Origin of the sequence: Lysinibacillus sp. A1 (assembly GCF_000801965.1) — a bacterium.
In the GTDB taxonomy this organism is placed as follows: Bacteria; Bacillota; Bacilli; order Bacillales_A; family Planococcaceae; genus Lysinibacillus; species Lysinibacillus fusiformis.
Map to the genome: position 1 here is coordinate 44392 of NZ_JSZM01000041.1, position 18874 is coordinate 63265.

Consider the following 18874-nt stretch of genomic DNA (forward strand, 5'->3'; position numbering starts at 1 on the left):
GGAATTAGACTTTGTTATTCTAGATTTTTCTTATCAGAACTCGTTTTATCCGGAGTCGCCTGATCGTCCTGTTTGGATGTAGCGTTGCCAGCTTCAGACTGAATCACTTGGCTGGAATTCGACGTAGCAGATTTATCTTGATTGTCTTGAGTAGAAACTGGATTATCTGTTTTTTCTTGATTATCCTGATTGTCTTGAGTGCTATCTGTATTAGCATCGTTAGTCTGAATATCCTGATTGGAATTCATAGTAGCAGGTTTCGTCTGAATATCCTGATTGGAATCCATAGTAGCGGGTTTCGTCTGAATATCCTGATTGGAATTCATATTATTAGGTTTCGCCTGATTCTCCTGATGGGAATCCGTATTATCAGGTTTCGTCTGATTCACTTGATTAGAAACCGCATTACTCGCATCAGTCATTTGCCCCTCATTAGAATCCGCATGACCCATTTCAGTTGAATTACCTAGTGATTTTCGGTTACGAATAACAGCTACAATGAGGAGAAGTATGGGTAATAATATGGTGCAAACAAATGCATAAATTGGCCAAATCTCATCATTATAAATGTTGGAATGGACGATGTCTGGGTGAACAATTTGCGAAAGTCCGACCATAATAATACCCATTGGTAGGATTAGTGGGCGGTGATCCTTCAATTTCATAATTTGTGCAATTCCAACAACAGTTGTATAGAAGTACATAAACGTTCGAATAAAAATGGATACAATCCACATAAAAGCCATGATTATTTCAATGCGCTGTAAAAAATTTCCGATAGAGATTCTTTGTGCTAGGGCATAGCTAGGGAAAGTTCGCGAAGCCGTGTTGGCTGGCCCTAATACTAAAATGGATAGAGTAATTAATGTTACTAGTACAAATCCACCGAGAAGCATGCCTATGTAAAATCCTTTTTTTGAGGATTGCTGGACATTGACACTCGCAGGGTAAATCATTAATAACATAACTAACGAAAAAGAAAAGACACTTATAAAGCGGATGATACTATATAAGATGGATGTTTTGGATGCTTCCATAATCGGTTGTATATATTCAAACTTAATTTGTGGGGTGATACTGACAACAAAGAAAATAAAAATTAAGACAAACATAGGGAAAAGTATTTCTGCTGAACGAGCAAAGTTTTCTATCCCTAAATAGGTAGCATACATAATTATAATAATAAACAACAAGGCAAATGCCATAGTAGGCGTCTCCGGCATTACCTCTGTTTTCATAAAAGCACCAATAAAATACAGTAATTCTCCTCCCGCAAATAGGGTAAGAGAAAGGAAGCACACCACTGTGATTTTTCCAAAAAAGCGCCCGAGTAGTTTTTCATTTGCTTCAATAAAATTCAGTGTCGGTGTTTGGTCGCCTAACGTCACAAATAATTTCACAACAAGCAAACTAATGACAACACCAATACTTGCAGCAATCCACGCATCTTGCTTACTAGAGCTTGCAATACTTGAAGGGATGATTAAGATGGCAGTACCGATAGAAAGGAGGAATGTGATAATTGTAAATTGTCTTGAACTAATTACTTCTTTTTCCATATAATTGTCCTCCATTTCATGACGATGTATCTACTATTTTGTGAGTGAAACGATAAAATCTTTAATTGGTGTAAAAATAAAGGTTATAAAATCTAGAGGACTCGGGATATTTATTTTGAGAGCAATGCCCATATTAAGCGCTGTTCCAATTAGTAATAGGATTGAAAAAACAAGAATGGTTTTGGTCTCTTGTTGCTTTTTGAGTTTCGGGATATATAGTAACGCAATAATGATTGAAATGATTAAGATGGCTATTGCTAGTACCAATCCACTATCCCTCCTTTGGCTTTTTTAATAATGAGTTTTGCATTGTGCCTAAACCTTGTGTTGTCACTTTTACATGAACATGGATTGGTAGATCAGGAAAGATAGTTGGCCAATCGTTTTTGATTTTTTTCCATTGTTTAGCATCTGCACGATGTAGGGCATCACCATAGCCTAAGACATCCACTTGGTATTGCTGCTGAATTTTTTCTAATGTTTTTTCAATACGTTCATCGATGCCCTGTGCTGTCTTTTTATTGATATAATCCACCGTTTTATTTTTCGTTAGATTGATATCACATTCGACCTCTCCTACATTTTGTTCCACATTTATTTGGACATCAATTTGCGGTTTCCCATTTTTAAATGACCCCTTTACTTTTGTGGAGGATTTCGTAATCTCGGTCGAGAGTGTACCTTGCTTTGGACAGGTGACGATTTCGATCGTACTTTGTATTTTGTCACTAAGGAAACTAATGCTTTTACTTTCACCCTCTGAAAGTAAACCAATGTATCGATCACCTTTAAAGACGGCTAACCCTGCATATTTTAACAACACGGGTGTTTTAACACGTTGGACGTTTGTTTGATCGGCACCTAACCGTTTATCCCCATGAACTTCAATCGCAGAAATCAAAACCCCATTATCCTTTTCACTGAGCCTTGTGACCAATTCGTCTATATTAATAGCAATCGTAGAGCCCCAAACTTTTTCAGAAACATTGAGGGAGTTTAAAATTTTATTAGCAGGCACTTTTTCGATAGGTGTTAGCACATTTAACACTTCTTTAGCTGTAGCTTCATAAGACATAATGACATCGAAATCCTTTCTAAACTCATGGTCTCGTGAAATTAAATCTAATGAGTCACTGATTCCCTCTTTAGCGAGGTCTTCACCTAAAACGACTACCTGTAGATGGGCAAAATATGGTTTTCGTGCAGCAATGGTCGTCATTTTGCGGATGGCTTCAAAAATAGTTTCCCCTCTAGAATGGTAGCTAATAACAGGGGAGCGCTGAGTGGAAGCTTGTCGCATGGAAACCTCACTAGGATCAACTATTTGAACGGTAATCTCATACTCATCATCCACTTTGTCTATACCAAGCGCTACAACAATGGCTAATTCATTTAATTCACGCTTACTCCAGCAACCACTTAACAGTAAAGTGAGGATGCATAGTAAGTAAATTGCTTTTACTTTTGCCATATTTCATTCCTCATTTGTTCAGTAGTTTTATTTCCGGCCTGTTCTTGGGACATATTTATGCCCTCTAACAATGTTTTTCTGATTCACTAAACGTGGACGTGTTAATAAACGTCTACGAGGGAGCAATAAAAATGCATCTTTTTGATCCTGTATAATTAAAGGAGCAAACGGGCTTAAATACGGTACACCAAATGAACGAATGCTACATAGATGGAGAATAATGACCATAATACCGAACATTACGCCAAATAGTCCGAACATAGCAGCTAAAATCATTAATGGAAAGCGCAGTACACGAATCGTATTGGACAAACCATAAGCAGGGAATAAAAAACTACAAATGGCCGTTAATGCCACTATAATAACCATAACAGCCGAGACAACACCGGCATCTACCGCTGCCTGGCCAATTACCAAGGTTCCTACGATGGACACCGCTGGACCGATTGTTCGCGGCATTCGAAGCCCTGCCTCTCGTAGTATCTCAAAGGCAAGCTCCATAATAAGTGCTTCCACTACAGCAGGGAAGGGCACGCCTTCTCGTTGTGAGGCAATACTAATTAGCATGGCCGTCGGTAGCATTTCTTGATGAAAAGTCGTAATCGCAACATAGAGAGAAGGTGCTACCAATGCCAAACTAATACCAAAGAAACGTAAAATACGAATGAGGGAACTAATCATCCAATGTTGATAGTAGTCTTCAGCAGATTGCAAAAAGGAAGTAAATAATGCAGGCACCACTAATACAAAGGGGGTACCATCTACTAGAATCGCCACTTTACCATCTAATAATTCACCAGCAATAACATCTGGCCGTTCTGAGTTGTAAATGGTTGGAAACATGGTATTTTTAGAATCTTGAATAAAATCCTCGATATATCCACTTTCTAAAATGCCATCGATATTAATGCGATCTAACCGCGCTAACACCTCCGCAACAATTTTGTCACTGGCGATACCATGTATATACATTACGGCAACATCTGTTTGTGTCACTTCACCTATGACACGGGACTTGATCCAAAGATTTGGACTTTTTATTTTGCGCCGAATGAGCGCGGTATTCGTTCGCAATGTTTCAGTAAAGGACTCTCGAGGCCCCCTAATGACGGATTCCGTTGAAGGCTCTGTAACGGCTCTATCTTTTGCGCTTTTCGTGCTTGTTACGATGCCTTCCGCAAAGCCATCTAATAAAATGACGGTTTCACCATTCAATATGGCATGATAAAGAGGGGTAAAATGCTCGATATTCATCACATCACCGACAGTTAAATAAGAACTTCGCACATATTGATTGATAGTTGTAATTTCAATTTCCTGTTCTTCCTCAATATTCGCCATTAATTTATCAATGACAGAATCCGAAATCATTGTTTTATCAGATAAGCCGTCAATCGAAATAATAGCGAGCCGATGGGGTTCATCTTCACCAATCGTTATTTCTCGAATAATAATGTCATTGCTATGACCGAGAGTGTTTTGAATGACCTTTATATTTTTGGCAAGGGAAGTATTGAGTAAATCGTCCGTTGTAAGGGATGGGGAGGGATTGATCTTGTTTGATATGGACATGCGTTTTCCTCCTCAAATGGATGTTCATTATTTATAGAATGGACAACTTTGTGCGGAGATAAACGAAAAAAGGAATGAAATTCTAGCTACTATTTTTCAAATAAAAAAACAGTATTTCCTTTCAGATACTGAAAGGAAAATACTGCTTTATGTACGATACTCGTATTGTAATTCATCTAAACTAGCATCCACGTCTACATGTAGATTGTGATCGTTAAAGAACCATAAATCTTTTTCATCGATGTAATAGGTTACGCCATCAATGACTGCTTCTGCTCCAATGGCAATGGGTTCTTCTCGCGTCATGCCTAGTGAAAAGCCTTCGTGAAAAGGACTTGAACCACCATAGCGTGCGTAAAAGCGAATCGTATCGCCTGGTTCTACTTCCATCTCATGTTTGAACCATTTTAGGGCTTCATCTGTCAGTGCAATTTTCATAGCGAATGCTCCTCTCTTCTTACAGCCACTTTACCTTTGGCTCGGTGCCATTTTTAATACGTGCAATATTGGCACGATGACGATAAATAATAAAGGTAAATAAAAAGGCTACCAAGATGCTTAATGCAAAGTCACCTGTAACAAAATAATAAACGATTGAATAGATAAGTGCTACTAAAGCGGCTATCATAGATGTTAAGCTGACGATTTTTGTGATTTTCAATGTCACAAGAAAGGCAATTAGAAGCAAGACAAACAAAGGCCATGAATAGCCTAATAAAACACCTGCTGATGTGGCAACTGCTTTTCCACCACGGAAATTGGCGAAGATCGGAAACATATGACCAATCACGGCAACAAGACCTAGGATTAAGGAATGGATAGAGCTGTCTGAGAATATTGGAAGTGCAGCTAGTAAGACAGCGGCAGTCCCTTTTAGAACATCCATCACAGTCACAACAATACCAGCTTTTTTTCCTAACGTTCGGAACGTATTAGTTGCTCCTAGATTACCGCTTCCATGTTCTCGTATATCGGTATTATAAAAAATTTTACCTATCCATAGCCCTGAAGGTATAGAGCCGATTAGATAAGCACATAAAATAATAAGTCCATTGATCATAGTTGGACTCCTTTCATTCATAGTCCATCACTTGGTACTAATAGTTTGTAACAAGTATTTTACACTTTTTCTTGCTAATCTACAATGTTATGAAGGAGATTTCGTAAGGAGTCTTGAATTCAATACAAAAGAAACTAAAGTAAGCTGGAGATAGGCTTTTAGACATGATTGATGAAGGAACGAAAAAATTCTTTATTAAAATATAGGCAAAATGGCAATTTTGTCATTCGTTCATTCCTTTGGTAGAATAGAAGTCTAACTTTATTCATTTACATGACAATGACGTATTAAAACATCAACTATATTGCAACTAAATAAGCTACGATGCGTCAGGTGTTTACGGATACTAGTGGTAGTCTGTCTTGCTTAAATTCCAATTTTAAGCAACTGTTGAAGATGTTTACTATTAAAATGTATATTAAAACTGTGAGCAATTTTTAAAAATTTAATTGGACCTGTCGCTAACTATTGACAGGAAATGCTATTATTATTAGGATGAGAACATAAATAGAACAAGTGTTTGTTTTTTGGAGGGGAATTTTTTTGACGAATAAACAGTCACCTAGCGTCTATAATGATGACGCTATACAAGTATTAGAAGGATTAGAAGCGGTGCGCAAACGACCAGGCATGTATATCGGTTCCACAGATGGCCGTGGACTTCATCACCTTGTGTATGAAATCGTTGATAATGCGGTGGATGAAGCATTGGCTGGCTTTGGATCTCATATTATTGTCAAGATTCACAAAGACCAGAGTATTAGCGTACGCGACTTTGGCCGTGGAATGCCAACTGGTATGCATAAGATGGGTAAACCTACTCCTGAAATTATTTTTACCGTCCTTCATGCAGGTGGTAAGTTTGGACAAGGCGGATATAAAACGAGTGGCGGCTTGCACGGTGTAGGTTCTTCTGTCGTGAATGCGCTATCAACATTTTTAGAAGTAACCATCCATCGTGATGGCAAAAAATATCGCCAGCGCTTCGAGCATGGTGGACATCCAGTGACAACACTTGAAGAAATTGGTCAAACGAAGCAGACAGGTACGCTTGTTCATTTCCTACCTGATGAAACGATTTTCTCTGTTACAAAATATAATTATGATACGTTAGCAGAACGTTTAAGGGAGTCAGCTTTTTTATTAAAGGGCTTAAAAATTGAATTAATTGATGAGCGCGAGGAAGGCAAAAATGATGTGTTCTTTTATGAGAACGGCATTGAAGCTTTCGTTGCGTATTTGAATGAAGAGAAAGATGTTCTTCATCCTGTGAAGTATGTGGAAGGTATTCAAGATGATATTGAAGTAGAGTTTGCTTTCCAATATAACGACGGTTATTCTGAAACGATTTTGTCGTTTGTTAATAATGTACGAACACGAGATGGTGGTACCCATGAAACAGGTGCAAAAGCAGCTCTGACGCGTGTCTTTAATGAATACGCAAGAAAAATTGGCTTATTAAAGGATAAGGATAAAAACTTAGAAGGAACGGATATTCGAGAGGGCTTAGCTGCTATCGTATCTGTCCGTATTCCAGAACACTTATTACAATTTGAAGGACAAACAAAGGGCAAGCTTGGTACAAGTGAGGCTCGTTCAGCAGTAGATAGTGTGGTGTCTGAGCAAATTTTATATGTGCTAGAGGAAAATGCTGAATTGTCTGCTTCTCTTGTGCGTAAAGCAATTCGTGCGCAGCAAGTACGTGAAGCGGCTCGTAAAGCTCGTGAGGATGCGCGAAATGGTAAGAAAAACAAAAAGGGTAGTACGATTCTGTCAGGTAAATTAACACCTGCACAGTCACGTAATGCGGCGAAAAATGAATTATATTTAGTCGAAGGTGATTCAGCGGGTGGATCTGCAAAACAAGGTCGCGATCGTACATTCCAGGCGATATTACCACTGCGCGGGAAAGTGATTAACACGGAAAAAGCAAAACTCCAGGATATTATGAAAAACGAAGAGATTTCAACGATTATTCATGCGATTGGTGCAGGTGTTGGAACAGATTTTGCAGTAGAGGATTCAGCCTACAATAAAGTAGTCATAATGACTGATGCTGATACGGATGGCGCTCATATTCAAGTATTGCTATTAACGTTCTTCTACCGTTATATGCGTCCGCTCATAGAGGCTGGTAAAGTCTTTATTGCATTACCGCCACTATATAAAGTTTCTAAAGGGACTGGCAAAAAAGAAGTAATTGAATATGCTTGGACAGAAAACGATTTACAAAAGGCCATCAAACAAGTTGGAAAGGGTTACATATTACAGCGCTATAAAGGTCTTGGTGAGATGAATGCAGACCAGCTATGGGATACAACAATGAACCCTGACACACGTACATTAATTCGTGTCACAATCGAGGATGGTGCACGTGCAGAGAGACGTGTCACGACATTAATGGGCGATAAGGTAGAGCCGCGTCGTAAATGGATCGAAGCCAATGTAGACTTCGGTATGGAGGATGATGCTAACATTTTAGAAAATGAATTCATCCAACAAGAGGAGGGCCAAGCATGAGTAGCACAGAAAAGTTTCAAGATTTACCTTTAGAAGAAGTAATGGGTGACCGTTTTGGTCGCTATAGTAAATATATTATTCAAGACCGCGCGTTGCCAGATGCACGTGACGGTCTTAAACCTGTACAGCGTCGTATTTTATATGCGATGTTTACAGAAGGCAATACACACGAAAAACCTTTCCGTAAATCAGCTAAAACAGTCGGTAATGTAATCGGTAATTACCATCCACACGGAGATAGCTCTGTCTATGAGGCGATGGTACGTATGAGTCAGGATTGGAAAGCTCGTCATATGCTCATTGAAATGCATGGGAATAATGGTTCAGTTGATGGAGATCCGCCAGCTGCCATGCGTTATACTGAGGCAAGATTATCTGCGATTGCGGGTGAAATGTTACGAGATATCGGGAAGAAAACGGTTGAATTCGTACCAAACTTCGATGATCAGGATATGGAGCCAACTGTTTTACCAGCACGTTTCCCTAATTTACTAGTCAACGGCTCTACAGGGATATCTGCGGGTTATGCAACAGATATTCCACCTCATGCACTAGATGAAGTGCTGGATGCTGTATTGATGCGCTTAGACAAGCCTACTGCAACAGTGGATGAATTAATGACAGTACTCAAAGGTCCAGATTTCCCAACAGGCGGTATTATTCAAGGTGTGGACGGCATTAAAAAGGCATATGAAACAGGGCGCGGTAAAATTATAGTTCGTGCGCAGGCTGTGGTGGAACCTATTAAGGGTGGCAAAGAGCAAATCGTTGTTACCGAATTACCATACGATGTGAATAAAGCGAATCTTGTAAAAAAAATTGATGAGCAGCGTGTAGATAAACGCCTTGAAGGGATTGCTGAAATTCGTGATGAATCTGACCGTACAGGGTTACGTGTCGTAATCGAGCTGAAAAAGGATGTTCCTGGACAAGGGATTTTACAGTACTTATTTAAAACAACAGATTTACAAGTAGCTTACAATTTTAATATGATTGCGATTCATAATCGTCGCCCAACGATGATGACATTGCCATTATTATTGGATGCCTATATTACTCACCAAAAAGAAGTGGTCACAAATCGTTCTATATATGATTTACAAAAGGCTAAGGATCGTTCCCATATTGTAGATGGATTAATTAAAGCATTGTCTATTTTAGATGAAGTCATTGCGACAATTCGTTCTTCTAATGATAAGAAGGATGCCAAGCTTAATTTACAGGCAAAGTTCGATTTTACCGAGGTACAAGCAGAGGCGATTGTGAGCCTGCAATTATATCGTTTAACGAATACCGATATTACAGAGCTCCGCCAAGAACAGGATGATTTAAATAAATTGATTGCCAAGCTAGAAGGAATTTTACAAAGCGAGGCCAAGCTTGTACGTGTCATTAAACAAGAATTACTAGATATTAAAAAACGCTTCACAGAGCCGCGTCGCTCGAGAATTGAACAAGAAATAGAAGAAATTAAAATTACATTAGATGTCCTTGTTCCAAGTGAAGAGGTTGTGGTGACTGTCACGAAAGATGGCTATATTAAACGTACTTCTACACGATCCCATGCCGCTTCCAATGGTCAAGATTTTGCGATGAAGGATTCCGATTATTTATTGTATGAAGCAAACTTAAATACGCAGCATCATCTATTGTTATTTACAAATAGAGGGAATTATATTTATCAGCCAGTTCACGAATTGCCTGATATTCGTTGGAAGGACCTTGGTCAGCATATTTCTAGTATTGTGCCAACAAGTGAAGATGAATCAATTATTGCCGTCTATGGCTTTGAAACATTTGAACAACCAAATACGTATATTTTAACTGCTACGAAAGATGGACAAATTAAACGTTCACCGCTCGCAGATTATGCAGTGACGCGTTACTCGAAGCCGATTAAAACAATGAATGTTAAAGCGGGCGATGCAATGATTTATGCATCATTTATGACGGATGATGTGGAATTGCTCTTAACAACTGATACGGCGTATGCTATTCGATTCCCTATCGAGGAATTACCGGTTACTGGTGTGAAAACAGGTGGCGTTAAAGGGATTACGTTAAAAGATGGAGAAGCTTTAGTTGGGGTCAATGTTCTACAGCCAGATGAAACACAATATGTCGTTATTGTGACACAACGAGGGGCTGTCAAGAAAATGAATGTCGCAGAGGTAGAAGTAGCAGGTCGTGCCAAACGCGGCCTTAAAGTCCTAACAGAATTAAAAGCAAATCCTCACCGAATTGTCGCTGTTATTCAAGCGACAGACGATGAACAGGTTGTGATTGAAACTGAAAAAGGCGTCCAAGAATTTATTGATGTTCATGCATTGACGCGTGCTGATCGCCATTCTAATGGTTCATTTAAAGTGGATATTGCAACAGATGGAGCCATTTCCCATGTCTTAACGGCCAAAAAAGAACAAAAACCAAGCTAAAACCATGCCCAGTTTCTATCTAGTAGAGCTGGGCTATTTGGTTGGAGTGGAACAACTATCTAAAAATAGCATCTTGTCATTTTAGATCAACTATGGGTATAATAATCATCGAAAAGTTCATAGCGAAAGAATGTAGGGGGGCTAGTTATGGCTAGCTGAGATTGTGTCCGATAGACACTGACCCTTTGAACCTGATTTGGCTCGTACCAGCGTAGGGAACATCTATTCAAAAAAGCAAAAGTTTTGGAGATTGATTGCAATACGTCTGGGAGGAATCCTAGGCGTTTTTTTGTTTTCCAAGCAATATCTTACCAACCGTATATTACGCTTTCTTCTGGTGACAACATTCATTCATGAACACTTTCATATTACAAACTGGGAGGACTTAGCATGAAAAAATGGTTATTTATTCTATTAGCGGCACTATTGATGTTAGTGGGCTGTAGCGACAAGGAGGACAAGCAAGCTGCTGATACAAAGAAAAAGGTGTCAGTGGTTCTCGATTGGACACCAAATACGAATCATACAGGATTGTATGTTGCGAAAAAGCTCGGTTATTTTGAAGATCAGGGCTTAGATGTTGAGATTATTATGCCAGGAGAGGCAGGAGCCGATCAGCTCGTAGCTTCTGGTAAGGCAGAATTTGGCGTGAGCTATCAGGAGGGCATTACACAGGCTCGTGTTCAGGCTGTGCCACTTGTCTCAATAGCGGCCATCATCCAGCATAATACATCTGGATTTGCTTCTGTAGCATCAAAGGGTATTACATCTCCAAAGGACTTTGAAGGAAAAACATATGGTGGTTGGGGAGCGCCACTCGAACAAGCCGTATTACAATCATTAATGCAAAAAGAAAACGCTGATATAAATAAATTAGATATTGTCAATGCGGGAGATTTAGATTTCTTCACGATGATGAAAAAAGACATCGACTTTGCTTGGATTTATTATGCTTGGACAGGGATTGAGGCAGAGCTTCGTGGGGAAAAGATTAATATGCTGTATTTAACAGACTACAGTAATCAGTTAGATTACTATACACCTGTTTTAGCAACTAATGAAAAAATGATTCAAAACAATCCAGACATCGTCAAAGCTTTTGTTGCAGCTGCATCGAAGGGCTATGAATATGCGATCGAACATCCAAATGAAGCGGCTGATATTTTACTAGAAGCGGCACCTGACTTAGATAAGGAGTTAGTGCATAAAAGCCAAGAGTGGTTGGCTGATAAATATCAGGACGATGCTAAACAATGGGGAGAGCAAAAGCTTTCAGTGTGGGAAAACTATGCTAAATGGATGTCGAGCAACAAAGTATTAGAAGGCGAATTTGATGCTAAACAAGCGTTTACGAATGAGTTTTTACCAAAAAAGGAGGCCAATTAACATGGCAAATTCATTGATCAGTGTCCAAATCATTCCAAAGACAGAAAAGTATGAGGATGTCATCCCTTATGTAGATGCGGCCATTGCAGTTATTGATGCATCTGGTGTGAAGTATGAGGTTCATCCACTTGAAACAACGATGGAGGGTGAGCTTCCAGTGCTTCTTCAAATCATTGAGAAAATGAATGTTAAGATGGTCGAGCTAGGAGCCATTAATGTCATTACACAAGTAAAAATTTTATATCAACCAAACGGGATTACAATGGCTACATTAACGGAGAAATATCAATCATGAAACGGGCATTACAAAAAGGAAGGACGATAATTTTTATCGCCTTCCTCTTATTCATATGGGAGCTTGTTGTGCATATAGCTGATGTTCCTCCTTGGCTCCTTCCAGCACCAAGCATAATTGTAGTAGAAGGCTTTCAATCGTATCAGACGTTCCTGCCACATGCTCTGGCTACCGTGCAATTAGCTTTACTAGGACTTGCTATTGGGGTTGGCTGTGGTCTAACAGTGGCAATTGTTTTGCATCGTTTTACTTTTATTCGGTCATTATTTTATCCGATTCTCATTATGTCGCAAAACATACCGATTCTTGTGTTAGCACCGCTCCTTATTATTTGGTTTGGCTTTGGCTTATTACCAAAGCTTATCATTATTTGTCTCGTTTGCTTTTTCCCTATTGTCATTGCGGCAATGGACGGTTTTCGCCAAACAGCACCCGAGTTAAAGCATTACTTTGAAATGATTGGTGCAACGAAGGCTCAAACGTTTTGGAAACTAGAATGGTCACATGCCTACCCAGCAATTTTTTCGGGTGTGAAAATTGCTGCAACGTATAGCGTAATGGGGGCAGTCATTGCGGAGTGGCTTGGTGCGAAAAAGGGAATTGGTGTATACATGACCTTAGCACAATCCTCCTTCCGTACAGATCGAGTGTTTGTCGCAATTTTTGCGATTGTCTTGTTAAGCTTATTGTTATTTAGTAGTATTCGTTTGCTTGAAAAATTAATGGTAAAGGGGAGAGGTTATCATGCTCAGCATTCAAAACATCGCTAAGTCCTTTAACAGTCTACATGTTCTTGATGATATTTCCTTTGATGTCAAGGATGGTGAGTTTGTGGCCATTGTAGGTCCATCCGGCAGTGGTAAAAGTACCCTTTTTCAATTAATTGGTGGGGTCTCTTCGGTTGATCAAGGGGCGATTTTATTAAATGGAGAGGAAATCCAACGAAAAAGAGGAACAATTGGCTATATGCCACAGCAGCCCTGTCTACTGCCTTGGCGTACTATTTTAGAGAATGTAACAATTGTTGAGGAATTGCAGCAAAAGCCTAATGTTGAACGTGCAAAGGGGTGGCTAGAAAAGGTAGGACTTGCTTCCTTTAGCCATGCTTATCCAAACGAGCTATCTGGAGGGATGCAACAACGTGTATCCTTCATCCGTGCCATTGTCAGTGATAAACCTATTTTATGTCTAGATGAACCATTTTCTGCGCTCGATGAATTTACAAGATTGGAAATGCAGGCATGGCTACTGTCCATTTGGGAGGAACATCGAAAATCTATCTTATTTGTTACACATAGTATTGAGGAGGCACTCTTTTTAGCAGATCGTATACTTGTTTTATCGAAACGGCCAGCAACGGTGAAAAAAGAAATCATTGTGCCGTTTGAGCGTCCTCGCAAAGAAGAAATCCGTCATTCGGCTACATTCACAGCCTTGAAGCAACAGTTATTCATGTATTTACAGGAAGAAAAGGGGGATTTGCATGTTGATTGATGCCCATATTCATTTAGATCAGTATAAGGATGTGGAAATACCTTCTTTATTGGAAGAAGTAGAGGCACTAATTGCGGTGAGTATGCAGCTGTCCTCCTGTCAAAAGACGTTGAATTTAGCGAAGGTCTATCCCAAAGTGAAGGCAGCTTTTGGTTTCCATCCCGAACAGCCTTTACCGAGTGAAATAGAAGAGAAAGCTTTATTTAATTGGATTCGCGCCCATAGTGATGAGATGAAAGCAGTCGGTGAGGTCGGTTTACCTTATTATTTAAGGCAAGAACAAACTTTGGCTGTTCGTCCGTATGAGGCTTTATTGGAACGATTTATCGTATTGGCGAAAGAGTTGGACAAACCGATTGTATTGCATGCTGTGTATGAGGATGCTATCGTGGTGTGCGATTTACTAGAAAAGCATCAGCTTCGTCAGGCACATTTCCATTGGTTTAAAGGGGACGAAGCAGTTGTGAAACGCATGATTCAGCAAGGTTATTTTATCTCCATTACGCCTGATGCATTGTATGAAGAGGAAATTCAACAGTTAATTCAAATCTACCCGATTGAATTGATGATGGTTGAAACAGATGGTCCATGGCCGTTTGAAGGTCCATTTACAAATAAACCCACGTCTCCGTGGATGATGCATTCCACGATTGAGGTAATTGCAGCCATTAAGGGATTGTCTATACAAGAAGCGGCTCAAATTATCACTCAAAATACGACAAACTTTTATCGACTTTAAACTAATTTTGTAAGTGACACTTGTGTTTTCTACAATAATAAAAGCAGTATAGGATACAAACTAATGATCCGTATACTGCTTTTTATGTTTAGTAAAATCATGCTTCAATTTCTCTGTCTTTGTTTTGGTGGTGCGTTCATGTGTACTGAAGGAATTGGTTTGGCGATTTTTCTCTACATCCTTGCCAACAGTTCTTTTTATATGCATCCGCTTCTTTTTCGCCCCAGATTGAGCCATTTTCATTCCCTCCTTTTAACAATTATAGTAACGAAAATGAAAGAAAAAGTAAAACCTCGTAAGCAAGAACTTACGAGGTTTATGACATAGATTTAGTGAGATACGTCCTGTACAGAAATACCTGTGTTTGCTTTAACGTCAACTTCACGATATTTTGCATCATCAGTTTCTTTAGAAAGTAATGTGCCGATGAAACCACCAAGGAAACCAAGCGGTACAGAGATTAGGGCAGGGTTCGTTAACATAATTAACGGATCACCCACAAAAATCGCTTTGCCTTCAACTGGATTCCATACGTTTGGTGACATAGCTACTAATACTAATGCAGAGATTAAACCTGTTAACATCGCTGTAACAGCACCAGCTGTATTAAAGCGTTTCCAATAGATTGTATAAATAATAACTGGAAGGTTAGCAGAACCTGCAATACAGAATGCTAAAGATACTAAGAACGCAACGTTTAATGTTTGTGCACCAAGTGCTAATAAAATGGAAATTATAGCGATCGTAATTGAACCGATACGAGCTGCAAGAACTTGCTCTTTTTCAGTAATTTTACCCTTTTTAATGATTTGCCCATAAATATCATGTGATAGGGCAGAGGCACCTGAAAGTACAAGACCTGCTACTACCGCTAAAATTGTTGCGAATGCTACCGCACATACGAATGAGAATAGAATGTCGCCACCTAGTGCTTCTGCAAGAAGTGGGGCAGCCATATTACCAGCAGCGTTTGCCGCGATAATATCTTCTTTTCCAACGAATGCTGCTGCACCGAAACCTAAGAAAATTGTTAAAACGTAGAAAATACCTACAATCCAAGTAGCCCAAATAACAGATGAACGAGCCGTTTTCGCATCTTTTACTGTGAAGAAACGCATTAAGATATGTGGAAGACCCGCAGTACCTAATACTAATGCAATTAACATAGAAATTGTGTCAAGTCCATTTGTATATTTTAGACCTGGGTTTAAATAAGCAGCACCACTGTCAGTTGCTGTAGTCATTTCTTTAAACATTGTTGCAATACTGAAGCCAAATTCTTTTAATACTAAGAATGAGATAATAACTGTACCTAGCATTAAAAGACAAGCTTTAATAATTTGAACCCATGAAGTTGCTGTCATACCACCGAATAATACGTAAGTTGTCATCATGAAACCTACGATCAATACAGCTACCCAGTAGTCGATCCCTAAAAGTAATTGAATAAGTGCTCCTGCACCAACTAGTTGTGCAATCATGTAGAATAAAACAATTGTAATAGTGCTTAAAGCAGCTGTTCCACGTACTTTTGAGTTATTGAAACGAGCTGTAATCATGTCAGCTAAAGTGAATTTTCCAAGGTTACGTAATGGCTCAGCAACGATGTATAATACCACTAAGTAAGCTACTAAATAACCAATAGAGAAGAAGAATCCGTCAAATCCAAATAATGCTACTGCTCCTGCAATCCCTAAGAAAGAGGCTGCTGATAAATAGTCACCTGCGATAGCTAGTCCATTTTGCCAGCCTGTTAAGCCCCCGCCAGCTGTATAGAAGTCACTTGCAGAAGATGTACGTTTAGATGCCCACCATGTGATAACTAATGTTAAACCAACAATGGCTACGAAGAAGAATATGGCTGTAAAACTCATTCCGTTATTCATCGGCGGCCACCTCCGTTCTCGTATTCTGCGATAATCGCTTTTGCTTCTCTGTCGAAGTTGTTTGCTTTAGCTACATATAAATGACATAACCCCCATGTCATGATGAATAGCCCTGCTGAATAAATCCACACCCAAGTAATTTCCCCAAATGCCTTTTGGTGTAGAATTGTTGTGTACGATGTCAGAATTGGTAACAACATGTAGGCCAATAAAAATATGGCAGTCATAGACCAAAGAAAAGAGTTCTTTCTGCGTACAAGAGACTTAAACGATTCTTGGTTTGCAATTGCATCATAGTCAATCACGACACCTTTTTTTGCTTGATTGTTCGCCATTAACATTCCCCATTTTGTGTATATTTTTTCTGCCTTAAGACTTGATTTTGCTAGTTTAGTGAATTCACATTCTCATTTTATGAAAGAGTTCACAAAATTGCAATACATTTCAGAAAAATTATGTAAAAAAAATTTTTCTGAAAATAGTGCTGAAAGAGAAAAAAACCTCCGAAACCAAGAACATCAAGTGTTTTAGAATATTCAGATAAATAAATGAAGCAAAGAGAAATCTGGATTCTTGACAAAAAAAGAACGATAAATCTACAAAAATGCCTTGGTTTTTTATCCATATTTAAACACTATTGCCTTAGTGAAAATTGGTTTTTTTCTGTATTTTGGAAGTCAAATAATATTGTTCGATAAGTAATTTGCTAGTTGGAGAATAACAAAAAAGGCGAAAAACTCGACCAAAAATCGAATTTTTTGCCTATTTTTTTGTATATTTTGAATTTTGATTCATTATGCATATGGTGTATAAAAATTAATGAGAAATATCAGATACAGAAACACCAGTATTCGCTTTTACACGAATTTCTTTATAAATACGTTCAGCCTCTTCAGTCGGTACTTTACTAGATGCAAGGACTGAGCCCAAATAGCCTGCAATAAAGCCTAATGGAATGGTAATAATGGCTGGAACAGCTAGTGGTACAAGTGGTTTACCAACAAAAATAGCTGCACCTTCAACAGGACTCCATACATTTGGTCCTATCGCTCCTAAGATTAAACAAGAAATTAACCCTGTTAGCATCGCTGCTACAGCACCAGTAGAATTGAACTTCTTCCAATAGATCGTATAAAGAATGACAGGTAAATTCGCGGATGCACCAATACAAAACGCAAATGACACTAGGAACGAAACGTTTAAGCTTTGTGCAAACAGCGCTAATACAATGGAGACAATTGCAATTGAGATAGAGCCTGTCCGTGCTGCTACTACCTGTTGCTTTTCTGTTAATTTTCCACCTTTAATAATTTCTCCATATATATCGTGTGAAATCGCTGAGGCACCTGTTAAAACTAAGCCAGAAACAACCGCTAAAATTGTCGCAAAGGCTACAGCACCGATAAATGCCATTAACACATCTCCACCTAAATAATGTGCCAGGAGTGGGGCAGCTGTGTTACCAGCCTTACTTTCAGCTAAAATTTGATCTAAACCTACAAAGTTTAACGCACCGAAGCCTAAAAATATTGTTAATGAGAAAAAGATAGCCGTAATCCAAGTTGTCCATGATATAGACGAGCGTGCCGTTTTGGCATCTTTTACAGTAAAGAAGCGCATTAAAATATGTGGCAAACCAGATGTTCCTAAAACTAAGGCCATCATCATCGATACGGAATCAATCGTGCTTGTGTATTTAATTCCTGGTATAAGGAATTCCTCGCCATGATCGACAGCAATGGTGTCAAACATTTTCATGAGTGAGAAATCAAATTTTACTAATACTAATGTAGCTAATAAGCCTGTCCCGAATAATAGTAAACTAGCTTTTATAATTTGTACCCACGAAGTTGCTGTCATGCCACCGAATAATACATAGGTAGTCATCATCACACCGACAATTAACACGGCAATCCAATATTCAATACCGAACAGTAGTTTAATTAATGCACCAGCACCTACTAGCTGAGCAATCATATAAAGAATGACAATAATAATTGTACCTGATGCCGCAACGCCGCGAATTCGCTTTTCATTAAAACGAGCCGTTAACATGTCAGCTAGTGTATAGCGGCCTAAATTACGCATAGGCTCAGCAATGACATATAGAAGAACTAAGTTGGCTACTACATAGCCCACAGAAAAAAAGAAACCATCAAAGCCAGTTAAAGCAATCGCACCAGACACCCCAAGAAAGGCTGCAGCTGATAAATAATCACCAGCAATCGCAAAGCCATTTTGCCACCCCTTTAACCCGCCCCCAGCTGTATAAAAATCAGCTGCTGAGGAAGTCCGCTTTGCTGCAATATAGGTAACAACAAGTGTTAAACCAACAATAGCTAAAAAGAAACCTACGGATACAATATTCATTTAGTTACCACCTTTCGCATGATACTCGGCTAGCACAGCAGCTGCAGCTTTATCGAATGAAGCAGCTTTTTTTACATATACTGTACA

At 39.0% G+C, this 18874-nt stretch carries 17 protein-coding genes and 1 riboswitch; of the genes, 7 read left to right on the top strand and 10 right to left on the bottom strand.

Annotated elements, in window-relative coordinates; translation table 11 throughout:
* Positions 1–14: 14 nt before the first annotated feature.
* The 6 genes from PI85_RS22465 to plsY all read right to left on the bottom strand — a co-directional run bounded on the left by PI85_RS22465 (position 15) and on the right by plsY (position 5662).
* Positions 15–1559: an endospore germination permease gene (locus PI85_RS22465; protein WP_036126118.1), complete on the bottom strand. Its 1545-nt coding sequence runs from the start codon at positions 1557–1559 to the stop codon at positions 15–17.
* A gap of 33 nt (positions 1560–1592) precedes the next feature.
* Positions 1593–1826 (bottom strand): hypothetical protein, encoded by a 234-nt coding sequence (locus PI85_RS22470; protein ID WP_036126116.1) that lies wholly within the window; start codon positions 1824–1826, stop codon positions 1593–1595.
* Positions 1827–1830: 4 nt separating this feature from the next.
* Positions 1831–3030 carry a Ger(x)C family spore germination protein gene (locus PI85_RS22475; RefSeq protein ID WP_036126113.1) on the bottom strand — a complete coding sequence of 400 codons (1200 nt, stop codon included), beginning with the start codon at positions 3028–3030 and terminating at the stop codon, positions 1831–1833.
* A gap of 27 nt (positions 3031–3057) precedes the next feature.
* On the bottom strand, positions 3058–4602 hold the full coding sequence (locus PI85_RS22480; RefSeq protein ID WP_036126111.1) for a spore germination protein: 1545 nt from the start codon (positions 4600–4602) through the stop codon (positions 3058–3060).
* A 147-nt stretch (positions 4603–4749) separates the two neighbouring features.
* On the bottom strand, positions 4750–5040 hold the full coding sequence (locus PI85_RS22485) for a HesB/YadR/YfhF family protein (RefSeq protein WP_036126109.1): 291 nt from the start codon (positions 5038–5040) through the stop codon (positions 4750–4752).
* 19 nt (positions 5041–5059) lie between these two features.
* Complete coding sequence (plsY, locus tag PI85_RS22490; protein ID WP_025116311.1) at positions 5060–5662, bottom strand: glycerol-3-phosphate 1-O-acyltransferase PlsY; 603 nt, start codon at positions 5660–5662, stop codon at positions 5060–5062.
* Between the two features lie 543 nt (positions 5663–6205).
* Between plsY and parE the strand changes: the two genes are divergently transcribed.
* The 7 genes from parE to PI85_RS22525 all read left to right on the top strand — a co-directional run bounded on the left by parE (position 6206) and on the right by PI85_RS22525 (position 14531).
* On the top strand, positions 6206–8182 hold the full coding sequence (gene parE / locus PI85_RS22495; protein WP_025116310.1) for a DNA topoisomerase IV subunit B: 1977 nt from the start codon (positions 6206–6208) through the stop codon (positions 8180–8182).
* Positions 8179–10617, top strand: a complete 2439-nt coding sequence (parC, locus tag PI85_RS22500) for a DNA topoisomerase IV subunit A (RefSeq protein ID WP_036126105.1) — start codon at positions 8179–8181, stop codon at positions 10615–10617. The genes parE and parC overlap by 4 nt, the downstream gene beginning before the upstream one ends.
* A 124-nt stretch (positions 10618–10741) precedes the next feature.
* Positions 10742–10852, top strand: a riboswitch (TPP riboswitch).
* 155 nt (positions 10853–11007) lie between these two features.
* Positions 11008–12003 (top strand): ABC transporter substrate-binding protein, encoded by a 996-nt coding sequence (locus PI85_RS22505; protein WP_036126103.1) that lies wholly within the window; start codon positions 11008–11010, stop codon positions 12001–12003.
* A 1-nt stretch (position 12004) separates the two neighbouring features.
* Complete coding sequence (locus PI85_RS22510; RefSeq protein WP_036126102.1) at positions 12005–12298, top strand: thiamine-binding protein; 294 nt, start codon at positions 12005–12007, stop codon at positions 12296–12298.
* Entirely contained in the window at positions 12295–13068 is a 774-nt protein-coding gene (locus PI85_RS22515) for an ABC transporter permease (RefSeq protein ID WP_036126100.1), read from the top strand. The genes PI85_RS22510 and PI85_RS22515 overlap by 4 nt, the downstream gene beginning before the upstream one ends.
* Complete coding sequence (locus PI85_RS22520) at positions 13043–13792, top strand: ABC transporter ATP-binding protein (RefSeq protein ID WP_036126098.1); 750 nt, start codon at positions 13043–13045, stop codon at positions 13790–13792. Before PI85_RS22515 ends, PI85_RS22520 begins: the two co-directional genes overlap by 26 nt.
* Positions 13782–14531 (top strand): TatD family hydrolase, encoded by a 750-nt coding sequence (locus PI85_RS22525; protein WP_036126096.1) that lies wholly within the window; start codon positions 13782–13784, stop codon positions 14529–14531. The genes PI85_RS22520 and PI85_RS22525 overlap by 11 nt, the downstream gene beginning before the upstream one ends.
* A 60-nt stretch (positions 14532–14591) precedes the next feature.
* Here PI85_RS22525 and PI85_RS24760 read toward each other — a convergent pair whose 3' ends face one another.
* The 4 genes from PI85_RS24760 to PI85_RS22540 all read right to left on the bottom strand — a co-directional run bounded on the left by PI85_RS24760 (position 14592) and on the right by PI85_RS22540 (position 18787).
* Complete coding sequence (locus PI85_RS24760) at positions 14592–14768, bottom strand: hypothetical protein (protein WP_233301728.1); 177 nt, start codon at positions 14766–14768, stop codon at positions 14592–14594.
* 92 nt (positions 14769–14860) lie between these two features.
* On the bottom strand, positions 14861–16405 hold the full coding sequence (locus tag PI85_RS22530) for a cation acetate symporter (RefSeq protein ID WP_025116303.1): 1545 nt from the start codon (positions 16403–16405) through the stop codon (positions 14861–14863).
* A gap of 8 nt (positions 16406–16413) precedes the next feature.
* A complete protein-coding gene (locus PI85_RS22535) occupies positions 16414–16752 on the bottom strand; it encodes a DUF485 domain-containing protein (protein ID WP_025116302.1) in 339 nt (112 codons plus the stop codon).
* A 481-nt stretch (positions 16753–17233) separates the two neighbouring features.
* Complete coding sequence (locus tag PI85_RS22540) at positions 17234–18787, bottom strand: cation acetate symporter (protein ID WP_036126094.1); 1554 nt, start codon at positions 18785–18787, stop codon at positions 17234–17236.
* Between the last annotated feature and the right edge of the window lie 87 nt (positions 18788–18874).

Bases quoted from the DNA above. Each gene is read 5' to 3' on its own strand.
- PI85_RS22465 (WP_036126118.1), bottom strand. From the start codon at position 1,559: ATGGAAAAAGAAGTAATTAGTTCAAGACAATTTACAATTATCACATTC.
- PI85_RS22475 (WP_036126113.1), bottom strand. From the start codon at position 3,030: ATGGCAAAAGTAAAAGCAATTTACTTACTATGCATCCTCACTTTACTG.
- PI85_RS22480 (WP_036126111.1), bottom strand. From the start codon at position 4,602: ATGTCCATATCAAACAAGATCAATCCCTCCCCATCCCTTACAACGGAC.
- PI85_RS22485 (WP_036126109.1), bottom strand. From the start codon at position 5,040: ATGAAAATTGCACTGACAGATGAAGCCCTAAAATGGTTCAAACATGAG.
- plsY (WP_025116311.1), bottom strand. From the start codon at position 5,662: ATGATCAATGGACTTATTATTTTATGTGCTTATCTAATCGGCTCTATA.
- parC (WP_036126105.1), top strand. From the start codon at position 8,179: ATGAGTAGCACAGAAAAGTTTCAAGATTTACCTTTAGAAGAAGTAATG.
- PI85_RS22505 (WP_036126103.1), top strand. From the start codon at position 11,008: ATGAAAAAATGGTTATTTATTCTATTAGCGGCACTATTGATGTTAGTG.
- PI85_RS22510 (WP_036126102.1), top strand. From the start codon at position 12,005: ATGGCAAATTCATTGATCAGTGTCCAAATCATTCCAAAGACAGAAAAG.
- PI85_RS22515 (WP_036126100.1), top strand. From the start codon at position 12,295: ATGAAACGGGCATTACAAAAAGGAAGGACGATAATTTTTATCGCCTTC.
- PI85_RS22520 (WP_036126098.1), top strand. From the start codon at position 13,043: ATGCTCAGCATTCAAAACATCGCTAAGTCCTTTAACAGTCTACATGTT.
- PI85_RS22525 (WP_036126096.1), top strand. From the start codon at position 13,782: ATGTTGATTGATGCCCATATTCATTTAGATCAGTATAAGGATGTGGAA.
- PI85_RS24760 (WP_233301728.1), bottom strand. From the start codon at position 14,768: ATGGCTCAATCTGGGGCGAAAAAGAAGCGGATGCATATAAAAAGAACT.
- PI85_RS22530 (WP_025116303.1), bottom strand. From the start codon at position 16,405: ATGAGTTTTACAGCCATATTCTTCTTCGTAGCCATTGTTGGTTTAACA.
- PI85_RS22535 (WP_025116302.1), bottom strand. From the start codon at position 16,752: ATGGCGAACAATCAAGCAAAAAAAGGTGTCGTGATTGACTATGATGCA.
- PI85_RS22540 (WP_036126094.1), bottom strand. From the start codon at position 18,787: ATGAATATTGTATCCGTAGGTTTCTTTTTAGCTATTGTTGGTTTAACA.